Genomic DNA, 23,245 nt, shown 5'->3' with positions numbered 1-23,245 from the left:
TAGAAGGTAGTCGTTGTACCGTGTAGCGGGCGGGGAGAATCTCTCGCCTCAGCCTCTGTCAAGCGATAATTTAATATTTTTTTTTGCCAACAAGAGTCCGCACTGCAACAAAATGTACAGCCCAAAAAAGGCTTTGAATCAGAACGATTTTTCCTCTTTGTCTCAAAGACTCTTAAAAAAAAAAGCAAAATCGTTAACCTTTAATTCATCAAAAAACCCTTGGGGCGCACTTGCCCTTCCTGCAAAGGTTTTTGTAAGGTCCAGACATCGAAGGGGTGGGCAAAAACCCATTTAACAGGCTTAGTAAATGTAGGGTCGGGCGCAGATGTTATTGTTTGCGTGACGGGTAGATTTGTCAGTACTCAAATCTTGCGATTTGAGTTGTTTCAAAAACAAGAGCGAGTCGACGACGCTGGCGAGAGCCGGGCGGGAGTCTTATTGCGCCTAAACCGAGAGGGACGCGAACGTGGTAGTTATACATACTCTGGACCAGATTTATTCAGTCCGGCACTGCGTTATCGCTGAGACCTCTACCCTTTAGCTTTTAGACTGTTCGGGCTGACCACTGGGGCGGTTGGCCGGAATTCATTTTGCAAAATACGGGCGTGACCCGAACGACAATATCAGGATGAGGCGATGACGATGACCAGCGGAATAATGGAGAACGGCTCAAAGGCAGCCATGGTCCCGCTCCATATGGAAGGGGACACCATGGACACGGCCAGCAGCCAGGGGGAGCTTATTTTTGAGCGCGTCAAGCTCAAGCTGAAAGCAAAACTCGGAAGCGAGGTTTACTCAAGCTGGTTCGGCCGACTGAAACTGGATGAGACATCAAAGAGCATCGTTCGCCTGTCGGTTCCGACCGCCTTCCTGCGTTCGTGGATCAACAATCACTACTGCGACATGATCACTGACCTCTGGCGTGAAGAAGATGAGCAGACACTCAAGGTTGAGATTGTTTTCCGCAGCGCCAGCCGCGCTACCCGCCCGGCTTGCGATACGGAAACCACGGTGCGCGCTGACAGCCGTGCCCTCCTTCGCGAAAAGCCCGTCTTTCCGGTTGGCAACACCACACAGGACAAGAAGGCGCCTACCCATTTTGTCGACCGCGCCCAGAATTCCGTCTTCGGTTCGCCGCTCGACCCGCGCTATACATTCGACACCTTTGTTGATGGCACGCCCAACCGCGTTGCGCTTGCCGCTGCGCGCACGATTGCTGACGCAGGCGCCAGCGCCGTCCGTTTCAATCCACTGTTCATTCACGCCTCCGTCGGTCTCGGCAAGACGCACCTCTTGCAAGCAATTGCTGCCGAAGCGTTGAAGCGTCCGGAACGTGCCCGCGTCGTGTATCTCACTGCCGAGTATTTCATGTGGCGCTTTGCAACCGCCATCCGCGATAACAATGCATTATCGTTCAAGGAACAGCTCCGCGACATCGATCTGCTGATCATCGACGACATGCAGTTTCTTCAGGGCAAGTCGATCCAGCATGAATTCTGCCATCTGATCAATACGCTGCTCGACAGCGCCAAGCAGGTGGTCGTGGCCGCGGATCGCCCGCCGTCGGAGCTGGAATCGCTTGATCCGCGCGTTCGTTCGCGCCTTCAAGGCGGTGTGGCGCTTGAAATGATCTCGCCAGACTATGCAATGCGCCTCGAAATCCTGAAGCGCCGTCTCGTGGCTGCCCAGACCGAGGACCATTCGCTCGACATCTCGCCGGAAATTCTTGATCACGTTGCCCAGTCTGTCACCGGCAGCGGCCGCGAACTCGAAGGGGCATTCAACCAGCTCCTCTTCCGCCAGACGTTCGAGCCTAATCTGTCAGTCGATCGCGTCGATGAACTCCTGAGCCATCTGATGCGCGGCGGCGAAGCCAAGCGTATCCGCATAGAGGAGATACAGCGCATCGTTGCTCGGCACTACAACGTGTCAAAGCAGGACCTTCTATCGAACCGGCGCACGCGCACTATCGTTAAACCCCGTCAAATCGCTATGTATCTCGCCAAGACACTGACACCCCGTTCGCTGCCGGAAATTGGCCGCCGCTTCGGTGGTCGCGATCACACCACGGTTCTGCATGCGGTCCGTAAGATCGAGGATATCGTCGGCAAGGACCAGAAATTGTCGCAAGAGCTAGAGTTGCTCAAGCGTTTGATCAACGACCAGGCTCAATAGTTTATCAACAGAAAGGCTGCGGTATGGCACACTGTTGCCAGCCGCAGACTTGCTTTTTGCGGTAAATATCTGCCAATTTGCCTGACCTTGGGAAAATTGCGTTTCCCTCTCCAGAAAAGTGCGGCAAACCCGCGGTGCTTTGGCTGGAATTGAAGTCAGCGAGACCGGTTTATCATGCGTGTAACTCTTGAACGTTCCAATCTTCTGAAGTCGCTCAACCATGTGCATCGTGTGGTCGAACGGCGTAACACCATTCCGATCCTGTCGAATGTCCTGTTGAACGCTGATGGCGCAAGCCTCGCCCTCAAGGCAACCGACCTCGATCTCGAAGTGACGGAAGCGACGGCGGCCCAAGTGGACCAGGCCGGCGCGACAACGGTTCCGGCGCACCTTCTCTACGATATCGTCCGCAAATTGCCTGACGGAGCGGAAGTCTTGCTTGCAACCAATACCGACGGCAATTCCATGGCAGTTACCTCGGGCCGGTCGAGTTTCCGCCTGCAGTGTCTGCCGCAATCGGATTTTCCCGAGCTTACAGCCGGCTCCTTCACCCACACATTCCGCATGCCATCAACTGCGTTGAAAGGCCTGATCGACCGGACGCAATTCGCCATTTCTACCGAAGAGACACGCTATTATCTCAACGGTATCTATCTCCATGCCATCGAGAGCGACGGTGCACTGAAGTTGCGGGCCGTTGCTACTGATGGCCACCGCCTTGCCCGCGCCGAGCTCGAAGCCCCGTCAGGCGCTGAAGGCATGCCCGGCATCATCATTCCGCGGAAGACCGTCGCTGAACTGCAAAAGCTCGTAGACGATCCTGACATCGTCGTGACCGTCGAACTCTCGGAGACCAAGATCCGCTTCACGATTGGCTCGGTCGTCCTCACCTCCAAGTTGATCGACGGCACCTTCCCTGATTACCAGCGCGTCATTCCCTCCGGCAATGACAAGAAGCTGACGATCGACCGACAAAGCTTTGCCTCTGCTGTCGATCGCGTCTCGACGATTTCGAGCGAGCGCGGCCGGGCCGTCAAATTGACCATCGCGGACGGCCAGTTGACGCTAACCGTCAATAATCCTGATTCTGGAAGCGCCACGGACGAGCTTGCGGCGGACTATGACTCAGATCCGATCGAGATCGGCTTCAATGCCAAATATTTGCTTGATATCACGGCCCAGTTGACGGGATCTGAGGCGATTTTCATGCTGGCCGATGCGGGTTCGCCAACGCTGGTGCGCGATACGGGCGACGAAAATGCGCTTTATGTGCTCATGCCAATGCGGGTATAGCACCGCCAAGCGTACTTATGACCGATGATCCGAATATGGACGCGGGCAAACCGGCCCGCGTTTCGATCAGCCGGCTGAAGCTTGCCAATTTCCGCAATTATGAAAACCTGTCGCTGCGGCTGGCGCCTTCGCATGTGGTGCTGACCGGCGAGAACGGTGCGGGCAAGACCAATTTGCTCGAGGCGATTTCGTTCCTGTCGCCAGGCCGGGGTCTGCGCCGTGCAACCTATACCGATGTCACCCGCAACAATGCGGCCGACGGGTTTGCCATTCACGCCGCCATCGAAACCGCCGAGGGTACCGTCGATGTCGGCACGGGTCTTGCCGGCAATGCGCCCGGGGATAATGCGCGGCGCGTCCGCATCAATGGCGTAACGGCGGCGGGCGCTGACGAGCTTCTGGAATACTCCCGCATCCTCTGGCTGGTTCCGGCCATGGACGGGTTGTTCACAGGCCCCGCCGCTGATCGTCGCCGTTTCCTCGACCGTATGGTCCTCGCCATTGACCCTGCACACGGCAGGCGCGTCCTCGACTACGAGAAGGCAATGCGCAGCCGTAACCGCCTGCTTACCGAAGAGCGCAACGATGCATGGCTCGATGCGATCGAAATGCCCATGGCCGAGCTTGGCATCGCTATTGCGGCAGCGCGAGCTGAACTCATGCGCCTGATCAATAACATGATCGAGCGCTTGCCCGATGACACCCCCTTCCCCAAGGCGGATTGCCTGCTCGAAGGCGAATTGGAGCAGCGCATCGGTCTAGAAGCGGCAACGGACGTGGAAGAAACGTTTCGGCGTGCGCTGCATGACGGGCGTAGTCGTGATCGTGCCGCCGGGCGCACGCTCGATGGCCCGCATCGCTCCGACCTGCTCGTCCGTCATCGGCCAAAGGCAATGCCGGCTGAACTTTGTTCGACCGGCGAACAAAAGGCCTTGCTTATCGGCCTCATTCTCTCCCATGCGCGGTTGACGGGCGAACTTGCTGGCATGGCACCAATCCTTCTTCTGGACGAGATCGCCGCGCATCTCGATGAGGGCCGAAGGGCTGCGCTATTTGACATCATAGAAGAACTGGGGGGCCAGGCCTTCATGACCGGTACCGACAAGGCCCTGTTCAAAAGCCTGGAAGGACGAGCCCAGTTCTTTGATGTTTCGCATGGGGCGGTAGTACCGGGCTGAGCATATCAATAGACGGTCGATAAGATCATTCCGTTGATTCATGCGTTGGCGGTGTTTGGACTTTGCGAGAGTCGTGACCGAGCACAAAGTGCGACAGGATCAATACCGGCTCAAGAATGACAATTCCGATCAGGATGCCGGCCAATCGGTCAATACCCGGATCGACGACGGCATCGGAATAGCTATCCGGCACGAGCACCACAAGGAAAGCCAGGACAAACTGTGTGCCGATGTAGCTGGTGGCCGCATTGCCGTTTTCGATATGCCGTCCCACCAGCACGCCGAGGCATACGGCCAGCGTCATGAGGACCGGCGAGTGATGACTGGCGAAAAGGATTGCGATGGCCAACAGGCCGCCGGCACTGCAGCCGACGAAGCGAAGCGCGAGCTTGGAGGTCACTGGATTGAGCGGGTCTGCGCCAAGGCTTGCCACCGGAATCATCATTACCGCCATGATGGTCACACTTGATTGCGCCAGCGACGTGATGCCCAGCCACGCCCATATCCATGGAATGAACGCAAGGGCGATCGCTGCCTCGACCGAGTGCCTGACTGCGCCCGAATGCCAAAGCGACGAATGCCGTATAGCGGTCTGCACGGCTGTTTCACCGCCCTGCTCATTCAACCTGCGCCGAACGAAAAATGTCGAGGCGGCACTCACCAGGATGCAAGCGACAGTACCCGCCACGATCTCAACAAGGCGCGACTGCGCAAAGGGCAGCACGCTCTCGGTCGGATGTTTCATACCTTCAATGACGATCATGCAGAATGTGAGCCCGGTGAACAACCAGGCATAGCTGCGCCGGCCAACCAGCGCGAAATAGAGGCTGACGCCGCCGAATACAGCGAGCGCGACGCTCATGACCGCCGGTGACTTAACGGCAACCGGCGCGACGAGCAGCGCCACGCCGGCACCGGCTGCGGTCCCAACCAAGCGCAGGCTCCCGCGCATCAGGCTCTGCGAGACATGCGAGCGCATGACCATATAGCCGCTGAATGCCGCCCAGCCGACATTCTGAGCCCCAAGTGCATGGGCAAAGACGATCGCGAGCAAGACAGATACCACGCACTCGAACTCATCGATCATGCGTGGCCCAGGATGATGTATCGAGCGCAACTCGCCCATGAGTGCCCGCCACAGACCGGAGATATCACGAAAAATGCGCTGGACGTAGCTCATGCCAGACTAATAGCAGAACCCTCGCCCTATTGCCCAATGACCTGTTGCAGCACCGGAACCATCATCACCGGATTTTTGGCCGGCAGCGTACAGAAACAAGTAATGCAGCATTGCCGTCCAAGTTTGGGCCGCCAAATCTTGGAACAAAGAGCGGCTTCCCAGAAACTTTCTCTATTTTGGCGAGACTTATCAAAAAGTTTCTCGCGACACTCCCTTGCATTCTTCGCTCCACGGGTCACAAATAGGCGAATCTGACACATATACTAGTATGGTGGAGTACGCTGCTATGTGGAATCAGGTCTACGATCCTTTCAACAATTCTGTTCTTTCGACGATAGCGGCCGCAATACCCGTTGTGGTCTTGCTAGGGATGATCGCGTCAAACAAGGTCAAGGTGCACATAGCGGCTATCATTGCGCTGATCCTTGCAAATCTGGTGGCGATCTTCCTCTTTACCATGCCTGCAGGATTATCGATCCGCGCATCGTTGCTCGGTGTAGTCACCGGCTTCTTTCCAATCGGCTGGATCGTCCTCAACGTTATCTTTCTCTACCGTCTCACGGTGGAGCGGGGGGTATTCGAAACGCTGCAGAATACGATCGGCGGGGTAACCCGCGACCGCCGCCTGCAGATTCTGCTCATCGCGTTTTCGTTCGGCGCTTTCTTCGAAGGCGCCTCCGGGTTCGGCACGCCGGTTGCGGTTACCGCCGCGATCCTGATCGGCCTCGGATTTTCGCCGCTCGCGGCGTCGGGTCTTTCCCTGATCGCCAATACCGCGCCGGTTGCCTTTGGCGCATTGGGCACGCCCATCGCCGGGCTGTCGAGCGTCACCGGCATCGACCCCTTCCTGCTCGGCGCCATGGTAGGGCGCCAGTTGCCGTTCTTCTCGCTGATCGTGCCATTCTGGGTCGTCTGGGCATTTGCCGGATACAGGGGCACGAAAGAAGTCTGGCCCGCAATACTCGTGACCGGCGTTTCCTTTGCCGTGCCGCAGTTCCTGATCTCCAACTTCGTCAATCCATGGATCGTCGATATCGGCGCATCGCTCGTTTCGATGGCGTGCCTCATCGGGTTCCTTCGCGTCTGGCAACCGCAGGTCATCTGGACGTCCGCCAAGCTGCGGATCCGCGATGATTCCGCCAGCCAGGTCCCCCAGGTGAAAGCCTCGAAACGCGAACCGACCCGCGCGGAAGTCTGGGCCTCGCTGACGCCGTGGATCATTGTTTGCGCCGTGCTGCTCCTCTGGGGGACGGATTGGTTCAAGGGAATGGTCAATCCTTGGGCAACGCTGACCTACGAGATCCCCGGCCTGAACAACATGATCGCTAAAGTTGCACCGATTGCCGCTACTCCGACCCCGGAAAAGGCTGTTTTTGCATTCACATGGTTGTCCTATACGGGCTCTGGCATGCTCATCGCAGCCATCATCTCCGGCTTCATCATGGGCTATTCGCCGCTGGAATTGATCCGCAGTTATGGGCGGACCCTCAAGCTCTGCGCCTATTCCCTGATCACCATCTCGGCCATGCTGGCGATCGGGACGCTCACGCGGCTCTCCGGCATCGATGCTACGCTCGGTTTGGCCTTTGCGGCAACAGGCGTGCTTTACCCGTTCTTCGGAACGTTGCTTGGCTGGCTCGGCGTGGCACTGACGGGGTCGGATACGGCTTCCAACGTGCTCTTCGGCAATCTGCAGAAAATTACATCGGAACAGCTTGGCCTGTCGCCCATTCTCATGGCCGCCGCCAACTCCTCCGGCGGCGTCATGGGCAAGATGATCGACGCACAGTCCATCGTCGTTGCCTCGACCGCTACCAACTGGTACGGGCACGAAGGCACGATCCTGCGCTTTGTCTTCAAGCATTCGATCATTTTGGCGTGTCTTGTGGGTATCCTGGTAATGCTCCAGGCCTATGTCTTCCCATGGATGATCGTGACGGCTCCATAAACAGGGATCTCATCTCTTCCAAATTGGCCCGGCGTCCAGGCCGGGCCAATTTTTTTGCGGCGCAATAGAACACCGCTCATCACCATGCTAACCTTCACACAAAGAATCAGACCCGCTCAAAAATCGTGATGTACCAGCCCATCTGGGAGAAGAACATCGTGCGAGCGGTGCTTTAATCCAGGAGTTCCACATGTCAGAATTATCCGCCTTCCCCATCGCAAAACGATGGCCGGCAAAGCATCCAGACCTCTTGCAGCTCTATTCCTTCCCGACGCCAAACGGTGTGAAGATTTCGATCGCGCTCGAGGAAATTGGACTTCCGTACGAAGCGCATGCGGTGGACATCGGCAAGAACGAGAGCTGGACGCCAGAATTTCTGTCTTTGAACCCAAACGGCAAGATCCCTGCGATTGTCGATCCGAATGGTCCCGGCGGCAAGCCGCTGGGTCTGTTCGAGTCCGGCGCCATCCTGCTTTACCTCGCGGAGAAGACCGGCAAGCTCATGCCTGCGGATCCCGCTCTACGGTATGAGACCATTCAATGGGTGTTCTTCCAGATGGCCGCGATCGGACCGATGTTCGGTCAGGTCGGCTTTTTTCATAAATTCGCCGGCCGCGACTATGAGGACAAGCGCCCGCTTGAGCGCTACCGGGACGAGTCGAAGCGACTGCTCGGCGTTCTCGAAACGCGTCTCGATGGCCGTGACTGGATCATGGGCGAATACAGTATAGCGGACGTTTCGATGCTCGGCTGGGTTCGTAATCTCGTCGGGTTCTATGGCGCACGCGATCTCGTGGAGTTCGACAGGCTGAAACGCGTGCCCGCATGGCTGGAGCGCGGTCTCGCGCGGCCAGCAGTGCAGCGCGGCCTCGATATTCCCAAGCGGCCTTAAACAGCACGCGATTCTGCGGTCACGGCAGCGTCCCAGACGGCGGCAAGGCGGGCTGGTGGCCAAGACCGTCCAGCTCGATCTCGAGGTAAAAGGGTTGGTGGGGCGGGAGAAAACCAACCCGATACCGCCGCTCCAGGGCGAATTTAGTTGGGCTCTCAGTGGATGGAGATAATCCCGTCCACGGCCCGCCATTCGCGCGGCTCGATCAGGCGCTGGTGAACGATGCGAATTGAGTGGAGTGGCCCATCGAGGTCCTTTTGCCAGAAATCAAGAAAGCCTTTCAATTCCGGGAAGTTCGGCGCAAGATCGTATTCTTGCCATATGTAAAGCTGAAGAAATTTGGGGTAGTCGGGAAGACGATAATGTATTTCGGCCGTGGTCAGGCCATAGCCCTTCAACTGAAGTTCGAATGCTCTGCCGCTCATGATATCATCCTTATGGAACAACTCATGTATTGCAGTGAATCTTGCCAGATTCTGTATTGCTTTCAAGGGGAAAATAAAGCCCCACGAACCAGGGAGTGAACGACGATGGCTGCAAAAGAAGTCAAATTCAGCTCTGAGGCTCGCGATCGAATGCTGCAGGGCGTCGACGTCCTCGCCAATGCCGTCAAGGTTACGCTAGGCCCCAAGGGCCGTAACGTGGTCATAGAGAAGTCCTATGGCGCACCGCGCATCACCAAAGACGGCGTAACGGTGGCGAAGGAAATCGAACTCGAGGACAAGTTCGAGAATATGGGCGCGCAGATGCTACGCGAGGTCGCATCGAAAACCAGCGATGTTGCCGGGGATGGCACGACCACGGCGACAGTGCTCGCCCAGGCGATAGTCCGGGAAGGTGCCAGGGCCGAAGCGGCCGGTATGAACCCGATGGATCTGAAGCGCGGAATCGACATTGCAGTCGCGGCAATTGTCGAGGAACTGAAGCGCAACGCCCGCAAGATTTCGAACAATTCCGAAATTGCGCAGGTCGGCACGATTTCTGCCAATGGCGATACCGAGATTGGACAATATCTGGCGGATGCGATGGGAAAGGTCGGGCATGAAGGCGTCATTACCGTTGAGGAAGCGAAAACGGCAGACACCGAACTCGAAATCGTCGAGGGCATGCAGTTCGACCGGGGTTACCTTTCCCCATACTTCGTCACAAATCAGGAGAAAATGCGGGTTGATTTTGAGGATCCCTATATCCTCATCCACGAAAAAAAGCTCTCCAATCTCCAGGCTATGCTGCCTATCCTTGAAGCCGTCATCCAATCCGGCAGATCACTGCTCATCATAGCCGAAGATATCGAGGGCGAAGCTCTGGCCACCCTCATCGTCAACAAGTTGCGCGGTGGTCTGAAAGTGGCTGCTGTCAAGGCTCCGGGATTTGGCGATCGTCGCAAGGCCATGCTGGAGGATATCGCAATCCTGACCGGAGGAACGGCCATCAGCGAGGATTTGGGGATCAAGCTTGAGGCCGTGACGCTCGAAATGTTGGGCAAGGCCAAAAAGGTTGTGATCGATAAGGAAACCACCACGATTGTCGATGGTGCCGGTGCGAAGACGGAGATCGGAGGGCGCGTCGCCGAGATCAAGGCGCAGATTGAAGACACGACATCCGACTATGACCGCGAGAAACTGCAGGAGCGGCTGGCAAAACTTGCCGGAGGTGTTGCGGTTATTCGTGTGGGTGGTTCAACTGAAGTCGAAGTCAGGGAGAGGAAGGATCGCGTCGATGACGCCCTGCATGCGACGCGAGCAGCCGTCGAAGAGGGTGTCCTTCCAGGCGGTGGTGTAGCGCTTCTGCGTGCAGCCAAGGCACTTGATGGGCTACAGGGTGCAAATGCCGATCAGCGCGTGGGCATCGAGATTGTACGCCGTGCCACCGAGACACCCGTTCGCCAGATCGCCGAGAATGCAGGCGCAGAGGGATCGATCATCGTTGGCAAGCTGCGCGAGAATGGCAACTTCTCTTTCGGCTGGAACGCCCAGACGGGGGAATACGGCAATCTCTTCGACATGGGCGTCATCGATCCTGTCAAGGTGGTGCGGAGCGCGCTGCAGGGTGCCGCGTCCGTCGCCGGCCTGCTGGTGACGACCGAGGCTATGATTGCCGAACGTCCGAAGAAAGAGGCGTCACCATTGCCACCGGGCGCAGCAATGGATTATTAGACCGATTTAGGCCCGTAAGCTCATAAATCTGGTAGAAATGGTATGAGTTCACGGCCTAAAATAAGGCGGATTGCGTTCCATTCGCTTCGCGCCATTGCCCCGGCGAGCGGCCGAGATATCGCCGGAACGCCCGGCTGAATGCTTCTTCGGACCCATAGCCAGCCTGTTCCGCAACCGCAGCAAGCGTCAGGCGCGTTGCGCGAAGCAGGCCCGTTGCCAGCTGCATGCGCCATTCGGCCAGATAGTGAATTGGCGGTTGGCCAAGCAGATTGCGAAACCGCTCGTCAAGAACCGACCGCGACGTTGCAGCTGCGCGTGCGAGTGTTTCGACCGTCCACTTGCGCGCGGGCTCTGCGTGCAAAAATGCCAGCGCACGCCCGACCACGGGGTCGCTAATCGCGGCCAGCCATCCGGTATCCGGCGGCGTCTGTTCGCAGTAAAGCCTGAGCGCCTCCATGAGCAGCAATTCCGGCAGCCGAGCCCTCAATGTTGCGCCGCCTTGGCGCGAATGCATTCGCTCGTCGAGCGCATAGGTTACGCAAGCCTGCATCCATTCCTTTGCCGGACCAGGCGTTGGACTAACGCGAAAAATTGGCGGCAGACGGCGCAGGAACGAATTGAACAGGAGTTCTTCACAGCGGAGATAGCCGCAGACGATGCCCGTCTTCCGGCCCCCTCCGTCCAAGCGGCAGTAAGGCACACCCTCCCATGGCGGTGGTGGCAGCAGATCTGCGATTGTAACCGGCTTGGCCGGCTCGGCACTGCCCATCAGATGACGCTGCGCATGCGGCAGCACGACTATGTCCCCCGCCTCCGCTTCAACACGCTCGCCGCCAGCACTGACCCACACACTTCCTTCACTGACGATGTGAAACAGGATCAGGCGTTCCGCCCCTGGCGCAAGCAATGCGACGAGGTCCGCAGCGTCGGGTGAATCCAGTGACCACGGCGCTGAATACTCGCCGCGTAGAAACATGGCGCCGGCAAGCCTGACATGCGACAGCACATCCGACAAAAGGTCCGCCTTGTCTGCCATGACTGGCGACCGCGGCGTTTCAGTCAATGGCTCCGGCGTTTTGATCATGGTCATTCGCGCGCATGAAGCAGATGCTCCCCATCCCCTCGCGTGGTAAAATCGCACTGCGGGGGCGAATGGTCAACAAGGAGGTTAGAATGCCAAAATTTGTAATCGAGCGCGACATGCCCGGTGTCGGCAAGCTGACACAGCCGGACCTCAAGAGCGCCTCGCAGACATCCTGCGCCGTGCTCCGCGATCTCGGAACAGATATCCAGTGGATCCATAGTTACGTCACGGATGACAAGATTTATTGTGTATATCAATCGACAAGTGAGGAACTGATCCGCGAGCACGCTAAAAAGGCCGGCTTCCCGGCAAATAAGATCTCGCAGATACGCAACGTCATCGAGCCGGCGACAGCCGAATAAAACGCAACTTCCCGGTTGCACTTTAACGTCGATATTGCATAATAAGGGCAACCAGGAGGTTGCCCTTATGTCTGATCGTATCGAAAAAAGCATCGACTTGAATGCGCCGGTCGAGCGGGTCTGGCGCGCCCTTACAGATCATATCGAGTTTGGTGAATGGTTTGGCGTCAAGCTCGAAGCGCCGTTCAAGCCGGGCGAAGTGGCCAAGGGCCGGATCACCTATCCCGGCTACGAGCATCTCAAATGGGAGGTGACGATAAAGACGATGGACGAGCCGCGGCTCTTCTCCTTTACCTGGCATCCCTATGCGGTCGAGCCCGGCTTCGACTACTCCAAAGAACCGCCGACGCTGGTCGAATTCAAACTCAAACCCAAGGGCACAGGCACAAAGCTGACGATCGTCGAATCCGGCTTTGATGGCTTGCCGGCGCACCGCCGGCCGGACGCCATGCGCATGAATGACGGCGGCTGGGCCGAGCAGATCAAGAACATCAAAAAGCATGTTGATTGAAACGCCTGGGCGCGATACCGCGTCACTCTTCGCAGCCTTGGGCGACCGCACCCGCCTGTCACTGCTAACCAAGCTCAGCGACGGTCAGGCACGTTCTATCGCCGGGCTGTCAGCTGGGACGGATCTTACCCGTCAGGCCATCACCAAGCATCTGCGCATTCTCGAAGAGGCTGGGCTGGTCATCAACAGCAAGGTTGGGCGGGAAAGCCAGTTCGCTTTCCGTCCCGAGCCTATCGATGATATCCGCGCCTATCTCGACAGTGTCTCTCAGCAATGGAGCGATGCCCTTTCGCGACTTCGAGCTTTCGTGGAAACGTAAGCCTTTACTTACCTGTCGTTTCGTTTTCACGCTGAAGTTGTAACCATACGGATCGCGGCGCAACGCGCAGAATCATTAGTATTGACTAATCAATAAGTGTCCACTAATGTATTTTCATGATTGAAGCCACCGCCATCGACGCTGTCCTGCGCACGCTTGCCGATCCTACCCGGAGAGCCATATTCGAGCGTGTCGTCAATGCCGACGAAATTACCGTTGTGGAATTGACGCGGGGTAGTGGAGTTACACAGGGCGCCATCTCCCAACATCTCAAGTCGCTGAAGCAAGCCGGGCTGGTCGCCGAGCGCCCTGAGGGTCGCAACGTCTATTACCGCGCTCAGCCGGAAGGCCTCGTACCGCTTGCCGACTGGATGAGCCATTATGGCGTCTTCTGGCGCGAACGCTTTGCAAATCTCAAAACGCTCCTGAAGGAGATCGATCCATGAAAGAAGCCGCACCGAAGTCCGACACGCAAGACATCGTGGTCGACGAGGTCTTGCCGCATGCGCCGGAGACAATCTGGAACGCATTGACAAAAGGCGAACTGATCACGCGCTGGCTTGGCATGCCGACAAGCGGGTTCGAGCCCGTCGTGGGCAAGCGCTTCACATTCAAAACGACGCCGGCCGGCGCGTGGGACGGTTTCATCCAATGCCAGGTTTTGGAGGCAGTGCCGAATGAACGGCTCGTTTATACCTGGCAAGGCGGGCATGAGGGAAATGTCGGCTACGGCTCGCGCCTGGAAACTGTGGTCACATGGGTTCTTTCCAAGGCCGAAAATGGCACCCGTGTTCGCCTTGTCCATTCAGGTTTCGTGCTGCCGCAGAACGATACGGCTTTCAGAAACATGAGTTCAGGCTGGAAGAAGGTTGTTCCCGGTATCGGCGCCATCGCAGGGGAAAAACTGCACTGAAGCACGATCGATTGCTTCAGACGTTGGGGAGGCGTCTCAACTCAAAGGAGGTAGCTATGACGAATCCAGTCGTTTCACGCGAAGAGTGGCTAGCGGCCCGGCTTGCGCTGCTCGACGAGGAGAAGCAGCTGACGCGCCGCAGTGACGAGATCGCGCGGCGAAGGCAGGCTCTGCCATGGGTCAAGATCGACAAGGATTATGAATTCGATACAGACGAAGGCCGTGCGTCGCTCCCGGATCTCTTCAAAGGGCGCTCGCAACTGCTGATCTATCACTTCATGTTCGGGCCCGATTACAAGGCGGGATGTCCTTCCTGCTCGGCGATCGCCGACGGCTTTGACGGCTCCGTTGTTCACCTCGCCAATCACGATGTAACGCTCATCGCGGTCTCGCGGGCGCCACTAGCCAAGTTGCAGGCATTCAAACAGCGTATGGGGTGGACTTTCCCGTGGGCGTCTTCGTTCGGGAGCGACTTCAATCCGGATTTCCACGTCACATTCACCGAAGAGCAACAACGCAAGGGCGCCATCGAATACAACTACGTGCACGAAGACCCCGCCCCGGCCGGTGAAGCTGGCTCTGAAGGGGAGGATATATTCGCAACCATGGCCGGCACAGATGCGGCTACGTATGCACGTGAGAGGCCGGGCATAAGTGCATTCGTGCTCGAAGACGGTATCGTCTATCACACCTATTCCGCCTATGCGCGCGGGGTTGACGGCATCTGGGCCATGTATCAGTGGCTCGATCGAGCACCCAAGGGACGAAACGAACAAGACGGTGTCTGGTGGCGCCGCCACGACGAATACAGCAACTGAACAAGGTTGGTGCCTGTGGCGATAGCGCGGGCATGGCCGATCCCCCAACTCATCAAAGGAGTTTAGAATGAGCGAGGCCTACACGGGCGGATGTGCTTGCGGCGCTATCCGTTATAAAATTTCCGCCGAACCGGTCGTCATGCTCGATTGCCAGTGCCGCCAATGCCAGCATGAAAGCGGCACCGGTCACGCCTCCCATCTGACCTTCCCGCGTGCAGGGGTTAAGGTTGAAGGCGAAGCGACGCTCTGGAACGCGACTGGCGACAACGGAACTGTCAAAACCCGCGCGTTCTGTCCTACCTGCGGATCGCCGGTCTATATGACATTTCCGGATATGCCGGACTATTTCGTCGTGCGTGCGGGGAGCCTTGATGATCCTGGTCGATACAGGCCGCAGTTGGTTTCCTGGGCCGCCGCCGGGTACGCGTGGGACCATCTCGACCCAGCTTTGCCGAAATTCGACAAGATGCCGCCGGCGTGACGTTTGTCGACCAGCGGCAACAGGCGTATAATCGCCGCGGGCGGAGGGCGGATCAATTCGCGGCCTCCGGCGTGAGCCGGACCGCGTGGGAGGTTTGCCATGACCACTTACGTTATGTTGATCAACTGGACCGAGCTCGGCGTGAAGAATATACGCGAATCGCCGGCAAGGCTCGATGCAGCAAGAAAGCTGCTCGGCGAGATGGGCGGTTCCTTCAAGGAGTTCTACCTCACCATGGGTGAGTACGACATGGTTGTGATCGGTGAAGCCTCGGATGATGCGGTCATGGCGCGGTTCGCTCTTTCCCTCGGCATGAAAGGCAATGTGCGCACGAAGACCCTGAAGGCCTTCCCGGAAGCCGCCTATCGCCAGATCATCTCCTCACTCGGCTAGGTCCAGGAAAAGTGGGAATCGGTTTTCCGTCCAGGATTGCGCACGATGCAAGTAAATTATCTGGACGCGATACGCGACGACGACCCGCCCGGCATGCGTGGGACCACGACAAGCTGCGTAACCTCGCCCCGCTTGAAGGCGGCGAGGAAACGGCGATAATCCTTGAAGGACACACAGCCGTTCGAATCCCCGCGCGGTCCGAGCATATAGGTATGCGCCAGAAGCCCGTCGCGCCCGAAAATCTTGCCCGGTTCAACAGGGTTCAGCCTGATTGCCTCGACGCCGTGGAACAGCTTTTCGCGCATTGTGAGGTTATAGGTATGAGGCGGTGTGGCGCCGCGCATCCTTTTGTGGACATAGCGCGGATTGTCGAGCATCGGTCCCAGCCCGGAATGCGCTTCCAGGCGCTCGCCGTTCGGCATGTAGACGGTTTTCGCTTCGATACTGTAGATGGCCGTGCGGTTGCGTGAAGCAAAAAGCGGCGCAGGTCTATAGCTTGGCGCATTGTCCTGAATGGCGTTGTCCTGCGGCGCATAGGCCAGCATTTGCGGAGCCGCTCGCTTCAAGGCCTTCGCTGAAGGCAAGAGCACGTCGTCTGCTGGCCGGCGCGGCCTTATCCCCGGCAGCGGGACCGCAGCGATATCATCCTCGGCTGCCGGTTCCTCCTCGGCAAGCACGAGGCTGAACGGCCCCTGCGGCGAGGTCCCGACCGGAGGCGCGTCCTGCAATGCGGCTACCGCGATCGCCGGCGCCGGGGCGGAAGGCGCAGCAACGGGCGGCTCTGCATCAAACGCCGTGTATGTCTGGATCGAGGCGACCTGCATCGTATCGATGCCGGAAGCGCGGGCGCCAAAGACGTCTTCGGCCAAGGGCCCGGCTCGCACCACATCAAAACGCGCACCGAAAGACTCGGCGGCCAGTGGATGATGCACGGCGGCGACCACCTTTGGCTGTGGCTGCGCGATCACGCTGATCTCTCCGGTCGGCAAGATCACCGAACCTTCGTCCATGCTGCTTGCCTGCCAGGCCGTGTATTTCAGCTCCGCCACGCGCGGAAACGTCGCGGTCTTGGGTAAATTGTGCAAGGGATTGACGAGTGCGATCGAAGGCGCCGAAAACACCCGCTCCGCCGGATTGAAGGCGCCGCTACCCGCGGCATGCGAGCCGAAAGCGCCTTGCATGGTTGCCACCGCGGCAAGCGCTCCGAGAGAAGCCACGGCACTGACGCCCGCAAGCAAGCCGGCGGACAGCAACCGGCGGCCACGATAAAGGCCCTTGTCGCCAGAAGGCGCAAAGCCTTTGGCGGATCTGACTGCAAACCCCATGATACACGCAACCCACGCTCGACAACCAACGCGTCAGCCTGCGCAGAACCCTATTCCCGTGGCAAAACTGAGGCCACAAGACGTAAAACCTGGCTCACGCCGTCATGCTGACTTTATGGACAATGAAGAATGTTGGTTACCAACCCGTTTATGCAGCGACGAATGTTTGAATGAATTTTGGCAACGGGAGCAGCCCATCAATTCCTCGTGGTGGGCCACCCCATTCAAGCCTCGACTTCGACGACGAGTTCAATCTCGATCGGCAGGCCAAGCGGCAGGCTTGCAACGCCGAGCACGACGCGTCCGGAGAGTTTATCTTCTCCAAAGACCTTCAGCAGAAGCTCGGACGCTCCATCCGCGACTTTCGGATGATCTCTGAAATCACCCTCCGTTGCGATATAGACGCCAAGTTTTGCGACAGCCTTCACCTTGTCGAGTGAGCCAAGATGTTCTCGGATGGCCGACAGTGCGCTCAGTGTAGCCACTTCCGCGGCCTTGCGGCCATCCTCGGCGGTGAGTTCACCGCCAACCCGTCCGATGAACTGGGGCTTGCGGTTGATGACGGGCAGCATCCCGCTGAAGAAGACGAGGTTCCCGATCGTCACGGCCTCCACATAGGCGCCAAACGGCGTCGGCGGTGGTGGAAGCGTGATGCCCCACGCCTGCAGCAGCTGTTCTGCACCGGCTGCCGATGCTTTCACAGCGTTCACCATTTGCCCAGATGTGCGCCGCCATCAACGTGCAGCACCTCCCCGGTTATATGCGGAGCTTCCGTCAGGAAGATGACCGCATCGACGATCTCCCCGACGGTGGAAATGCTCGCCATCGGTGACAAGGTCCGCAGGAAGTCCTCCGGATTGTCGTTGTGCAACGGTGTGTCGACAACGCCGGGAGCGACCGTGTTGACCCGGATACCATCGCTTGCATATTCCATTGCGATGTTCTTGGAGATCGCGTCGATCCCGCCCTTGGTCATCATGGGCACCGAGGCGGAGAGGCCGGCGATCGGATGGTCGATCAATGGCGTGGTGATACTTACGATGCTGCCGCCGGATTTCTGCGCCAGCATCTGCTTGACGACGCGCTGGGTCAGATGGATGAAGCCTTCGAGATTGGTCGAGGACAGCTTCCTGAAGTCGTCCATCGTATAGTCGATGAACGGCTTGGTGTAGAAGATGCCGGCATTGTTGACGAGGGCATCGATCGAGCCGAACCGGCCGATTGCGGTCTCTGCAACGCGCCTTGCCGTTTCGGGATCACCAATGTCGCCATCGACGACAGCGATCTGATCTGAAGCCCGAAAAGCATCTGACGAGGTTACCTGGCGGGAAGTCGCGACCACATTGTAGCCGCGTTCGGCAAAGGCGTTGACGATGCCTGCTCCGATACCCTGGGAGGCTCCCGTGACGATGACAGTCTTAGGTGTTGGCATTTTAATCTCCATCGGTTGCTAGCGCAGCAATTGCGCTTGTTGCCGATGAATATGGCCGAGACCTTATTGCGTGATTAGATGGAAATATATGGAATCTATTTTCCATATATGCAAAAATCCATGTATGACGGATTTGAACGATATCGCGGTTTTCGTGAAGGTTGCGCAGTTCGAGAGCTTCAGCCGCGCTGCCCGCTCCCTCGGGATGCCGGTATCGACCGTTAGCCGCAAGGTCTCTGCACTCGAAGACCAGCTGGGGGTCACCTTGATCCAGCGTACCACTCGCAAACTGACGCTGACGCTACAGGGCCGCGCCTATTACAGTCAGTGCAGCGAACCTCTCAGCCAGTTGTTCGATGCCGAGCAAGTTCTGACCCAAACGCAAAAACAAGCGGAGGGCCTGCTGAAACTCTCGGTGCCCGTTCTTATGGGGCAGGAGCCATTTTATGAATTTCTCTCCGCCTTCCTGAAAAGACACCCGCGCATCGAGGTCGATCTCTTCATCACCAATCTCTTCGTCGATCTGATCGCGGAGAATGTGGACGTCGGCATTCGTTTCGGAGAGATGCCCGATTCGACCATCGTCACGCAAAGGATCGGCAAGAGCGTCCGCTATGTCGTCGCGGCACCGGACTATCTCGACCGCCGCACGGCTCCGGAAAAACCGGAGGATTTGCAGAACCACCGATGCGTCCTGCTCAACGGCCGTAACAACGAGGCGGAATGGCATCTGGTCAACAGCGGTAAATCCCTCAAGCAGCATGTGTCAGGACCGTTATCGAGCCGGGATTTCCAGTCGGTCGCCGCGTTTGTCTATCGCGGCCACGGGATCGGCCTTTTGCCGTCGACCTATTGCGACGAACAGATAAAACGCGGCGAGCTCATCCGCTTGCTGCCGGACTGGTCATCTCCGGAGATCTTCGTGCATGCGGTCTATCCGACCCGCCGGTATCTGCCCGCAAAACTGCTGGTCTTTCTCGATGAACTAAAGGCCTGGAAGAGCCCGCTGTGGATCCCATTGCGCGGATAGTCATGTAGTTTGGCCAATAGCATACATCGAACTACTTAGAGATGCCGACCAGAGCAAAGTAAAAATGCAGCATCGGAGCTCAAAGCTTGCCGTTTAGCACTATCTCGGCTACTTTTGACAGCTGCTGCAAGTTAGTCGGGGACGGCTGTCAGCCGGGTTTCACATGTTGCATAATCTTATGGTCAATGGCAGTGACTATGCCGTCGATGTGGATGACGACATTCCGCTTCTATGGGTTCTTCGCGACACCATAGGTCTTACCGGCACGAAATTCGGCTGTGGCATTGCCATGTGCGGTGCCTGCACCGTGCATGTGGATGGCATGCCGGTGCGGTCGTGCATCATGCCGGTCGCAGAGGCGGCGGGCAAGCCTGTCACCACGATCGAGGCGATTGGCGATACTGCCGAAGGCGCGCGAATACAAAAGGCTTGGCTCGACATCGATGTCGTTCAGTGCGGTTACTGTCAGTCCGGGCAGATCATGTCCGCGACTGCCCTCCTTGCTGCCAATCCATCACCGAGCGACGACGATATTGATGCGGTCATGGCGGGAAATATCTGTCGGTGCGGCACGTATCCGCGCATTCGGGCGGCCATCAAGCAGGCGGCGAAGGCGGGGTGATGCGATGTCCATTTATGACAAAGTCAATGTTTCCGTTTCGCGCCGCCACTTTCTGATCGGCGCATCGCTAACAAGCGCGGGCCTCGTTTTCGGGTTGCGCCCGTCGATTTCTTCTGCCGCCCCAGCGGGGTTTGAGCCAAACCCCTTCATCCGTATTCCTGCCGACGGCAAAATTGTGCTCATCATGCCCGCCGCGGAGATGGGGCAAGGCATCTATACGGCGATCGCCATGCTGCTCGCCGAAGAACTGGAAGTTCCCCTCGATCAGGTGGTGCTGGAGCATGCGCCCGCTGATCCTAGCCGTTACGCAAACCCTTTGCTGGGCGACCAGATCACCGGTGGCTCACTCTCCATTCGTGGTGTTTACGAACAGATGCGTAAGGCGGGCGCGAGCGCCCGTATGATGCTCATCAACACCGCAGCGCGTGGCTGGGACGTTGCGCCGGATACGTGCACGGCCGAGGCGGGAGAGGTCGTTCACGCCGCAAGCGGACGCAGCGCGGCCTATGGCAGCCTTATTCGGGCCGCTGCAGCCGAGACCGTTCCACAAGATGTACCACTGAAGCCGGCGTCGAGCTTCAAGGTTATCGGCCAAGCCATCCGGCGCCTTGATAGCCCGCAGAAAGTGAACGGTACCGCAAAATTCGGCATCGACGCCCGTCCGGAAGGCGTGTCCTACGCAGCCATTGCGATCTGTCCCCACTTCGGCGGCAAGCTGCGCAGGGTCGATGACAGGCCGGCTGTGGCGGTCAAAGGTGTGAAGCAGGTGGTCCGGATCGAGGACGCCGTTGCGGTCGTGGCCGACAACACCGGTGCTGCGCGCAAGGGGCTTGCGGCACTTTCCATCGAGTGGGATCCGGGCGCTGGCGGCGATCTCACTTCGGCCGAACTCGAGAAGCGTGTGGAGGATGCGACGAACGGCGGCAAGGCCCTGCCTCACATAAATGAGGGGGACGTCGCCAAGGCCGAGGCCGACCGCGGGCCGGTCCATGAATTCATCTACCGCATGCCGATCCTCACGCATTCGGCAATGGAGCCGATGAACTGCACCCTACACGTTCGCAAAGACAGCTGCGACGTGTGGACCGGCACCCAGGTTGCAGGGCGTGCGCGGCAGGCAGTAGCGGACGTCACCGGCCTGCCTCTGGACAAGGTGATGGTTCATAACCAGCTCCTCGGTGGCGGTTTCGGCCGCAGGCTCGACGTCGACGGGGTCATTCTGGCGGCGAAGATCGCGAAACAGGTGGATGGCCCGGTGAAGGTCACCTGGAGCCGCGAGGAGGACATCCGCCACGATTGTTACCGCTATCTGAATTACAGCAAGATCAGCGCGACGCTCGGCCAGGACGGCATGCCCGTCTCCTGGCGTCACCGCGTGATCGGTCCCGCCGTCATGGCGCGCTGGCTGCCGGCCTTTACCAAAGATGGCATCGATCTTGACATCATGGGTGGTGCCGAATCGTCCTACGCGATCCCGAACAAATTTACCGAGTTCGTTCGCCATGAGGCACCCGACGGAATGTTGACAGGCAACTGGCGCGGCGTCGGTGCCACGCGCAACATCTTTCCGATCGAAGGCAGCATCGATGAACTGGCTAACGCCGCGAAAATCGATCCGCTGGAGTACCGCAAGCGCCTGCTACAGCATAAGCCGCGTCTGCTTGCCGCGCTTGCGCTGGCCGCCGAAAAGGCCGGCTGGTCAAATGCCCCGGCTCAAGGCAAAGGACGGGGCATCGCCCTTTCGGAGGATTTCGGCAGCTTTGCCGCAATGATCTCTGAAGTCAGCGTCGGGGATGAGGGAAGGCCCAAGGTCGAGCGGATCGTCTGTGCGGTCGATTGTGGCCAGGTCGTCAATCCGGACACAGTGGACGCCCAGATACTGAGCGGCATTGTCTATGGCCTCAGTGCTGCACTCTACGGACGCCTGACCGTCCAGAACGGAGCCGTCGTCGAGAGCAACTTCGACGACTCACCCGTGTTGCGCATCAATGAGACGCCGAAGATCGAGGTCTACATCGTTCCGAGTTCGGAGGCGCCAGGCGGGATAGGCGAGGTCGGCACGCCGGGCGTCGCCCCGTCCCTGTATAATGCGATCTTTGCGGCGACGGGCAAGCGGCTGCGGTCGCTGCCCATCGACCAGCACGAATTCCAGAGGGTGTGACCATGGCCATGCGTTTTGCCGCCATTGCGATCGCATCCGTCCTCGCGACCGCCGGAGCATTTGTCGTCATGGGCCCCTTGCAAGGCTATGCCGAGACATCGGGTCCCGGTGCGCTCAAGGCCGTCTCCGATTTCGATACGATCGCTGACACCAGCGCACGCTCGAAGGCCATCTTCGAAGAGGCAAGCCGAGTCCTGACGCATCCGCGCTGCATCAACTGTCATCCGGCAACCCGTAGCCCGACGCAAGGCGAAGATAAGCATCCACACGTGCCGTTGATAATCGCCAGCAATAGTTCGGTGGGTCCGCTGGGTCTTGCCTGCAGCGCCTGCCATGGCGCAGAGAATCGGCCGATCGTCGGAAGCCGCATGAAGTCGATCCCGGGGAACGCCCACTGGCAACTCGCTCCGGCGAGCATGGCCTGGCAAGGGCTGACGGTCAGCGAAATATGCCAGCAGGTGAAGGACACGAGCCGCAACGGTAACCGCTCGCACGAAGATCTCATAAAACATATGGGCGAGGATCACCTGGTCGGCTGGGCGTGGCACCCGGGCGATGGAAGGTCCGCCCCGCCCGGATCGCAGGAGACATTTGCAGCGCTGATCGCCGCGTGGGTCAAGACCGGAGCCGGCTGCCCCGACTGATCAACCGGGCCGGCCTGACACACCAACAAAACTGTGATTTTGCCGAAATTTAATTAGCGGTTACGCTGCCAGCGCATCACAGAAAAAGCTCAGGAGTTAGACGATGAAGACAATCCTCGTACTTGCCGCTGCTTTCGGTCTTACCGTGTCGGCCGCCTCGGCCGATTGCCCCGGTCATACTGCCTCCGTCGACAAGACGACAACGGCAAGTGTTTCGAAAGACCAGACACCCATTCCAGCTGAGAACCAGTCCGTCAAACAGGAAAAGCCCCAACAGGAAGCCGAATAGCGCGAGCTTTCAAGGGTATGTGACCTATCGGGCGATTGG

Annotated in this window: 25 protein-coding genes; 19 read left to right on the top strand and 6 right to left on the bottom strand. The window is 58.4% G+C overall.

Translation table 11 applies throughout. The annotated features are described in order from the left end of the window. The first annotated feature begins 681 nt into the window (after nt 1-681). The 3 genes from dnaA to recF all read left to right on the top strand — a co-directional run bounded on the left by dnaA (nt 682) and on the right by recF (nt 4,646). Nucleotides 682-2,175 (top strand): chromosomal replication initiator protein DnaA, encoded by a 1,494-nt coding sequence (dnaA, locus tag J2X72_RS09795; RefSeq protein ID WP_405044695.1) that lies wholly within the window; start codon nt 682-684, stop codon nt 2,173-2,175. Between the two features lie 174 nt (nt 2,176-2,349). Then, nucleotides 2,350-3,468 carry a DNA polymerase III subunit beta gene (gene dnaN, locus J2X72_RS09790; RefSeq protein ID WP_209998130.1) on the top strand — a complete coding sequence of 373 codons (1,119 nt, stop codon included), beginning with the start codon at nt 2,350-2,352 and terminating at the stop codon, nt 3,466-3,468. A 17-nt stretch (nt 3,469-3,485) separates the two neighbouring features. After that, nucleotides 3,486-4,646 (top strand): DNA replication/repair protein RecF, encoded by a 1,161-nt coding sequence (gene recF / locus J2X72_RS09785; protein ID WP_310071328.1) that lies wholly within the window; start codon nt 3,486-3,488, stop codon nt 4,644-4,646. Between the two features lie 25 nt (nt 4,647-4,671). Here the strand turns inward: recF and J2X72_RS09780 are convergent, their stop codons facing one another. Next, entirely contained in the window at nt 4,672-5,826 is a 1,155-nt protein-coding gene (locus tag J2X72_RS09780; RefSeq protein ID WP_310071327.1) for an FUSC family protein, read from the bottom strand. 286 nt (nt 5,827-6,112) lie between these two features. Between J2X72_RS09780 and J2X72_RS09775 the strand changes: the two genes are divergently transcribed. Together J2X72_RS09775 and J2X72_RS09770 are read left to right on the top strand one after the other, a co-directional pair. Beyond that, complete coding sequence (locus J2X72_RS09775) at nt 6,113-7,774, top strand: L-lactate permease (RefSeq protein ID WP_209998133.1); 1,662 nt, start codon at nt 6,113-6,115, stop codon at nt 7,772-7,774. A 190-nt stretch (nt 7,775-7,964) separates the two neighbouring features. Then, nucleotides 7,965-8,666: a glutathione S-transferase N-terminal domain-containing protein gene (locus J2X72_RS09770; protein WP_310071322.1), complete on the top strand. Its 702-nt coding sequence runs from the start codon at nt 7,965-7,967 to the stop codon at nt 8,664-8,666. 155 nt (nt 8,667-8,821) lie between these two features. On the opposite strand, the gene J2X72_RS09765 is transcribed toward J2X72_RS09770, so the two are convergent. Then, the gene (locus tag J2X72_RS09765; protein ID WP_209998135.1) at nt 8,822-9,091 is read right to left on the bottom strand and encodes an usg protein; all 270 of its coding nucleotides are present in this window, start codon (nt 9,089-9,091) and stop codon (nt 8,822-8,824) included. Nucleotides 9,092-9,196: 105 nt separating this feature from the next. Between J2X72_RS09765 and groL the strand changes: the two genes are divergently transcribed. Continuing rightward, nucleotides 9,197-10,822: a chaperonin GroEL gene (groL, locus tag J2X72_RS09760; RefSeq protein ID WP_310071318.1), complete on the top strand. Its 1,626-nt coding sequence runs from the start codon at nt 9,197-9,199 to the stop codon at nt 10,820-10,822. 55 nt (nt 10,823-10,877) lie between these two features. Here the strand turns inward: groL and J2X72_RS09755 are convergent, their stop codons facing one another. After that, on the bottom strand, nt 10,878-11,912 hold the full coding sequence (locus tag J2X72_RS09755) for an AraC family transcriptional regulator (RefSeq protein ID WP_310071315.1): 1,035 nt from the start codon (nt 11,910-11,912) through the stop codon (nt 10,878-10,880). 83 nt (nt 11,913-11,995) lie between these two features. On the opposite strand from J2X72_RS09755, the gene J2X72_RS09750 reads away from it, so the two are divergent. The 8 genes from J2X72_RS09750 to J2X72_RS09715 all read left to right on the top strand — a co-directional run bounded on the left by J2X72_RS09750 (nt 11,996) and on the right by J2X72_RS09715 (nt 15,703). Then, nucleotides 11,996-12,268, top strand: coding sequence for a DUF4242 domain-containing protein (locus J2X72_RS09750; RefSeq protein ID WP_209998138.1), 273 nt, complete (start codon nt 11,996-11,998; stop codon nt 12,266-12,268). Between the two features lie 67 nt (nt 12,269-12,335). Then, nucleotides 12,336-12,779, top strand: coding sequence for an SRPBCC family protein (locus J2X72_RS09745; RefSeq protein ID WP_209998139.1), 444 nt, complete (start codon nt 12,336-12,338; stop codon nt 12,777-12,779). Next, a complete protein-coding gene (locus tag J2X72_RS09740; protein WP_310071310.1) occupies nt 12,769-13,098 on the top strand; it encodes a helix-turn-helix domain-containing protein in 330 nt (109 codons plus the stop codon). The genes J2X72_RS09745 and J2X72_RS09740 overlap by 11 nt, the downstream gene beginning before the upstream one ends. Before the next feature lie 116 nt (nt 13,099-13,214). After that, entirely contained in the window at nt 13,215-13,544 is a 330-nt protein-coding gene (locus J2X72_RS09735) for a helix-turn-helix transcriptional regulator (RefSeq protein WP_209998141.1), read from the top strand. Beyond that, nucleotides 13,541-14,011 carry an SRPBCC domain-containing protein gene (locus tag J2X72_RS09730; protein ID WP_310071305.1) on the top strand — a complete coding sequence of 157 codons (471 nt, stop codon included), beginning with the start codon at nt 13,541-13,543 and terminating at the stop codon, nt 14,009-14,011. Before J2X72_RS09735 ends, J2X72_RS09730 begins: the two co-directional genes overlap by 4 nt. A gap of 56 nt (nt 14,012-14,067) precedes the next feature. Beyond that, on the top strand, nt 14,068-14,829 hold the full coding sequence (locus J2X72_RS09725; RefSeq protein ID WP_310071303.1) for a DUF899 domain-containing protein: 762 nt from the start codon (nt 14,068-14,070) through the stop codon (nt 14,827-14,829). A gap of 67 nt (nt 14,830-14,896) precedes the next feature. Beyond that, nucleotides 14,897-15,310, top strand: a complete 414-nt coding sequence (locus tag J2X72_RS09720; protein ID WP_209998144.1) for a GFA family protein — start codon at nt 14,897-14,899, stop codon at nt 15,308-15,310. A 99-nt stretch (nt 15,311-15,409) separates the two neighbouring features. Next, the gene (locus tag J2X72_RS09715) at nt 15,410-15,703 is read left to right on the top strand and encodes a GYD domain-containing protein (RefSeq protein WP_209998146.1); all 294 of its coding nucleotides are present in this window, start codon (nt 15,410-15,412) and stop codon (nt 15,701-15,703) included. Nucleotides 15,704-15,759: 56 nt separating this feature from the next. On the opposite strand, the gene J2X72_RS09710 is transcribed toward J2X72_RS09715, so the two are convergent. The 3 genes from J2X72_RS09710 to J2X72_RS09700 form a co-directional block, all read right to left on the bottom strand. Continuing rightward, complete coding sequence (locus J2X72_RS09710; RefSeq protein ID WP_310071300.1) at nt 15,760-17,028, bottom strand: DUF2778 domain-containing protein; 1,269 nt, start codon at nt 17,026-17,028, stop codon at nt 15,760-15,762. A 224-nt stretch (nt 17,029-17,252) separates the two neighbouring features. Further along, nucleotides 17,253-17,741, bottom strand: coding sequence for a RidA family protein (locus J2X72_RS09705; protein ID WP_310071297.1), 489 nt, complete (start codon nt 17,739-17,741; stop codon nt 17,253-17,255). Continuing rightward, nucleotides 17,735-18,460: an SDR family oxidoreductase gene (locus J2X72_RS09700; protein ID WP_310071295.1), complete on the bottom strand. Its 726-nt coding sequence runs from the start codon at nt 18,458-18,460 to the stop codon at nt 17,735-17,737. The genes J2X72_RS09705 and J2X72_RS09700 overlap by 7 nt, the downstream gene beginning before the upstream one ends. Nucleotides 18,461-18,584: 124 nt before the next feature. Between J2X72_RS09700 and J2X72_RS09695 the strand changes: the two genes are divergently transcribed. From J2X72_RS09695 to J2X72_RS09675, 5 genes are all read left to right on the top strand, one after another. Beyond that, nucleotides 18,585-19,490 carry a LysR family transcriptional regulator gene (locus tag J2X72_RS09695; protein WP_310071288.1) on the top strand — a complete coding sequence of 302 codons (906 nt, stop codon included), beginning with the start codon at nt 18,585-18,587 and terminating at the stop codon, nt 19,488-19,490. A 163-nt stretch (nt 19,491-19,653) separates the two neighbouring features. Beyond that, nucleotides 19,654-20,112, top strand: a complete 459-nt coding sequence (locus J2X72_RS09690; protein ID WP_310071284.1) for a 2Fe-2S iron-sulfur cluster-binding protein — start codon at nt 19,654-19,656, stop codon at nt 20,110-20,112. 4 nt (nt 20,113-20,116) lie between these two features. Further along, nucleotides 20,117-22,273: a molybdopterin cofactor-binding domain-containing protein gene (locus J2X72_RS09685; protein WP_310071281.1), complete on the top strand. Its 2,157-nt coding sequence runs from the start codon at nt 20,117-20,119 to the stop codon at nt 22,271-22,273. A gap of 2 nt (nt 22,274-22,275) precedes the next feature. Further along, nucleotides 22,276-22,917 (top strand): Isoquinoline 1-oxidoreductase subunit, encoded by a 642-nt coding sequence (locus J2X72_RS09680; RefSeq protein WP_310071276.1) that lies wholly within the window; start codon nt 22,276-22,278, stop codon nt 22,915-22,917. 103 nt (nt 22,918-23,020) lie between these two features. Next, nucleotides 23,021-23,206, top strand: coding sequence for a DUF680 domain-containing protein (locus J2X72_RS09675; RefSeq protein WP_310071273.1), 186 nt, complete (start codon nt 23,021-23,023; stop codon nt 23,204-23,206). Nucleotides 23,207-23,245: the final 39 nt, after the last annotated feature.

Source organism: Phyllobacterium sp. 1468, assembly GCF_031455525.1.
Classification (GTDB): domain Bacteria; phylum Pseudomonadota; class Alphaproteobacteria; order Rhizobiales; family Rhizobiaceae; genus Phyllobacterium.
This window is presented reverse-complemented; position numbering and strand designations above follow the sequence as displayed.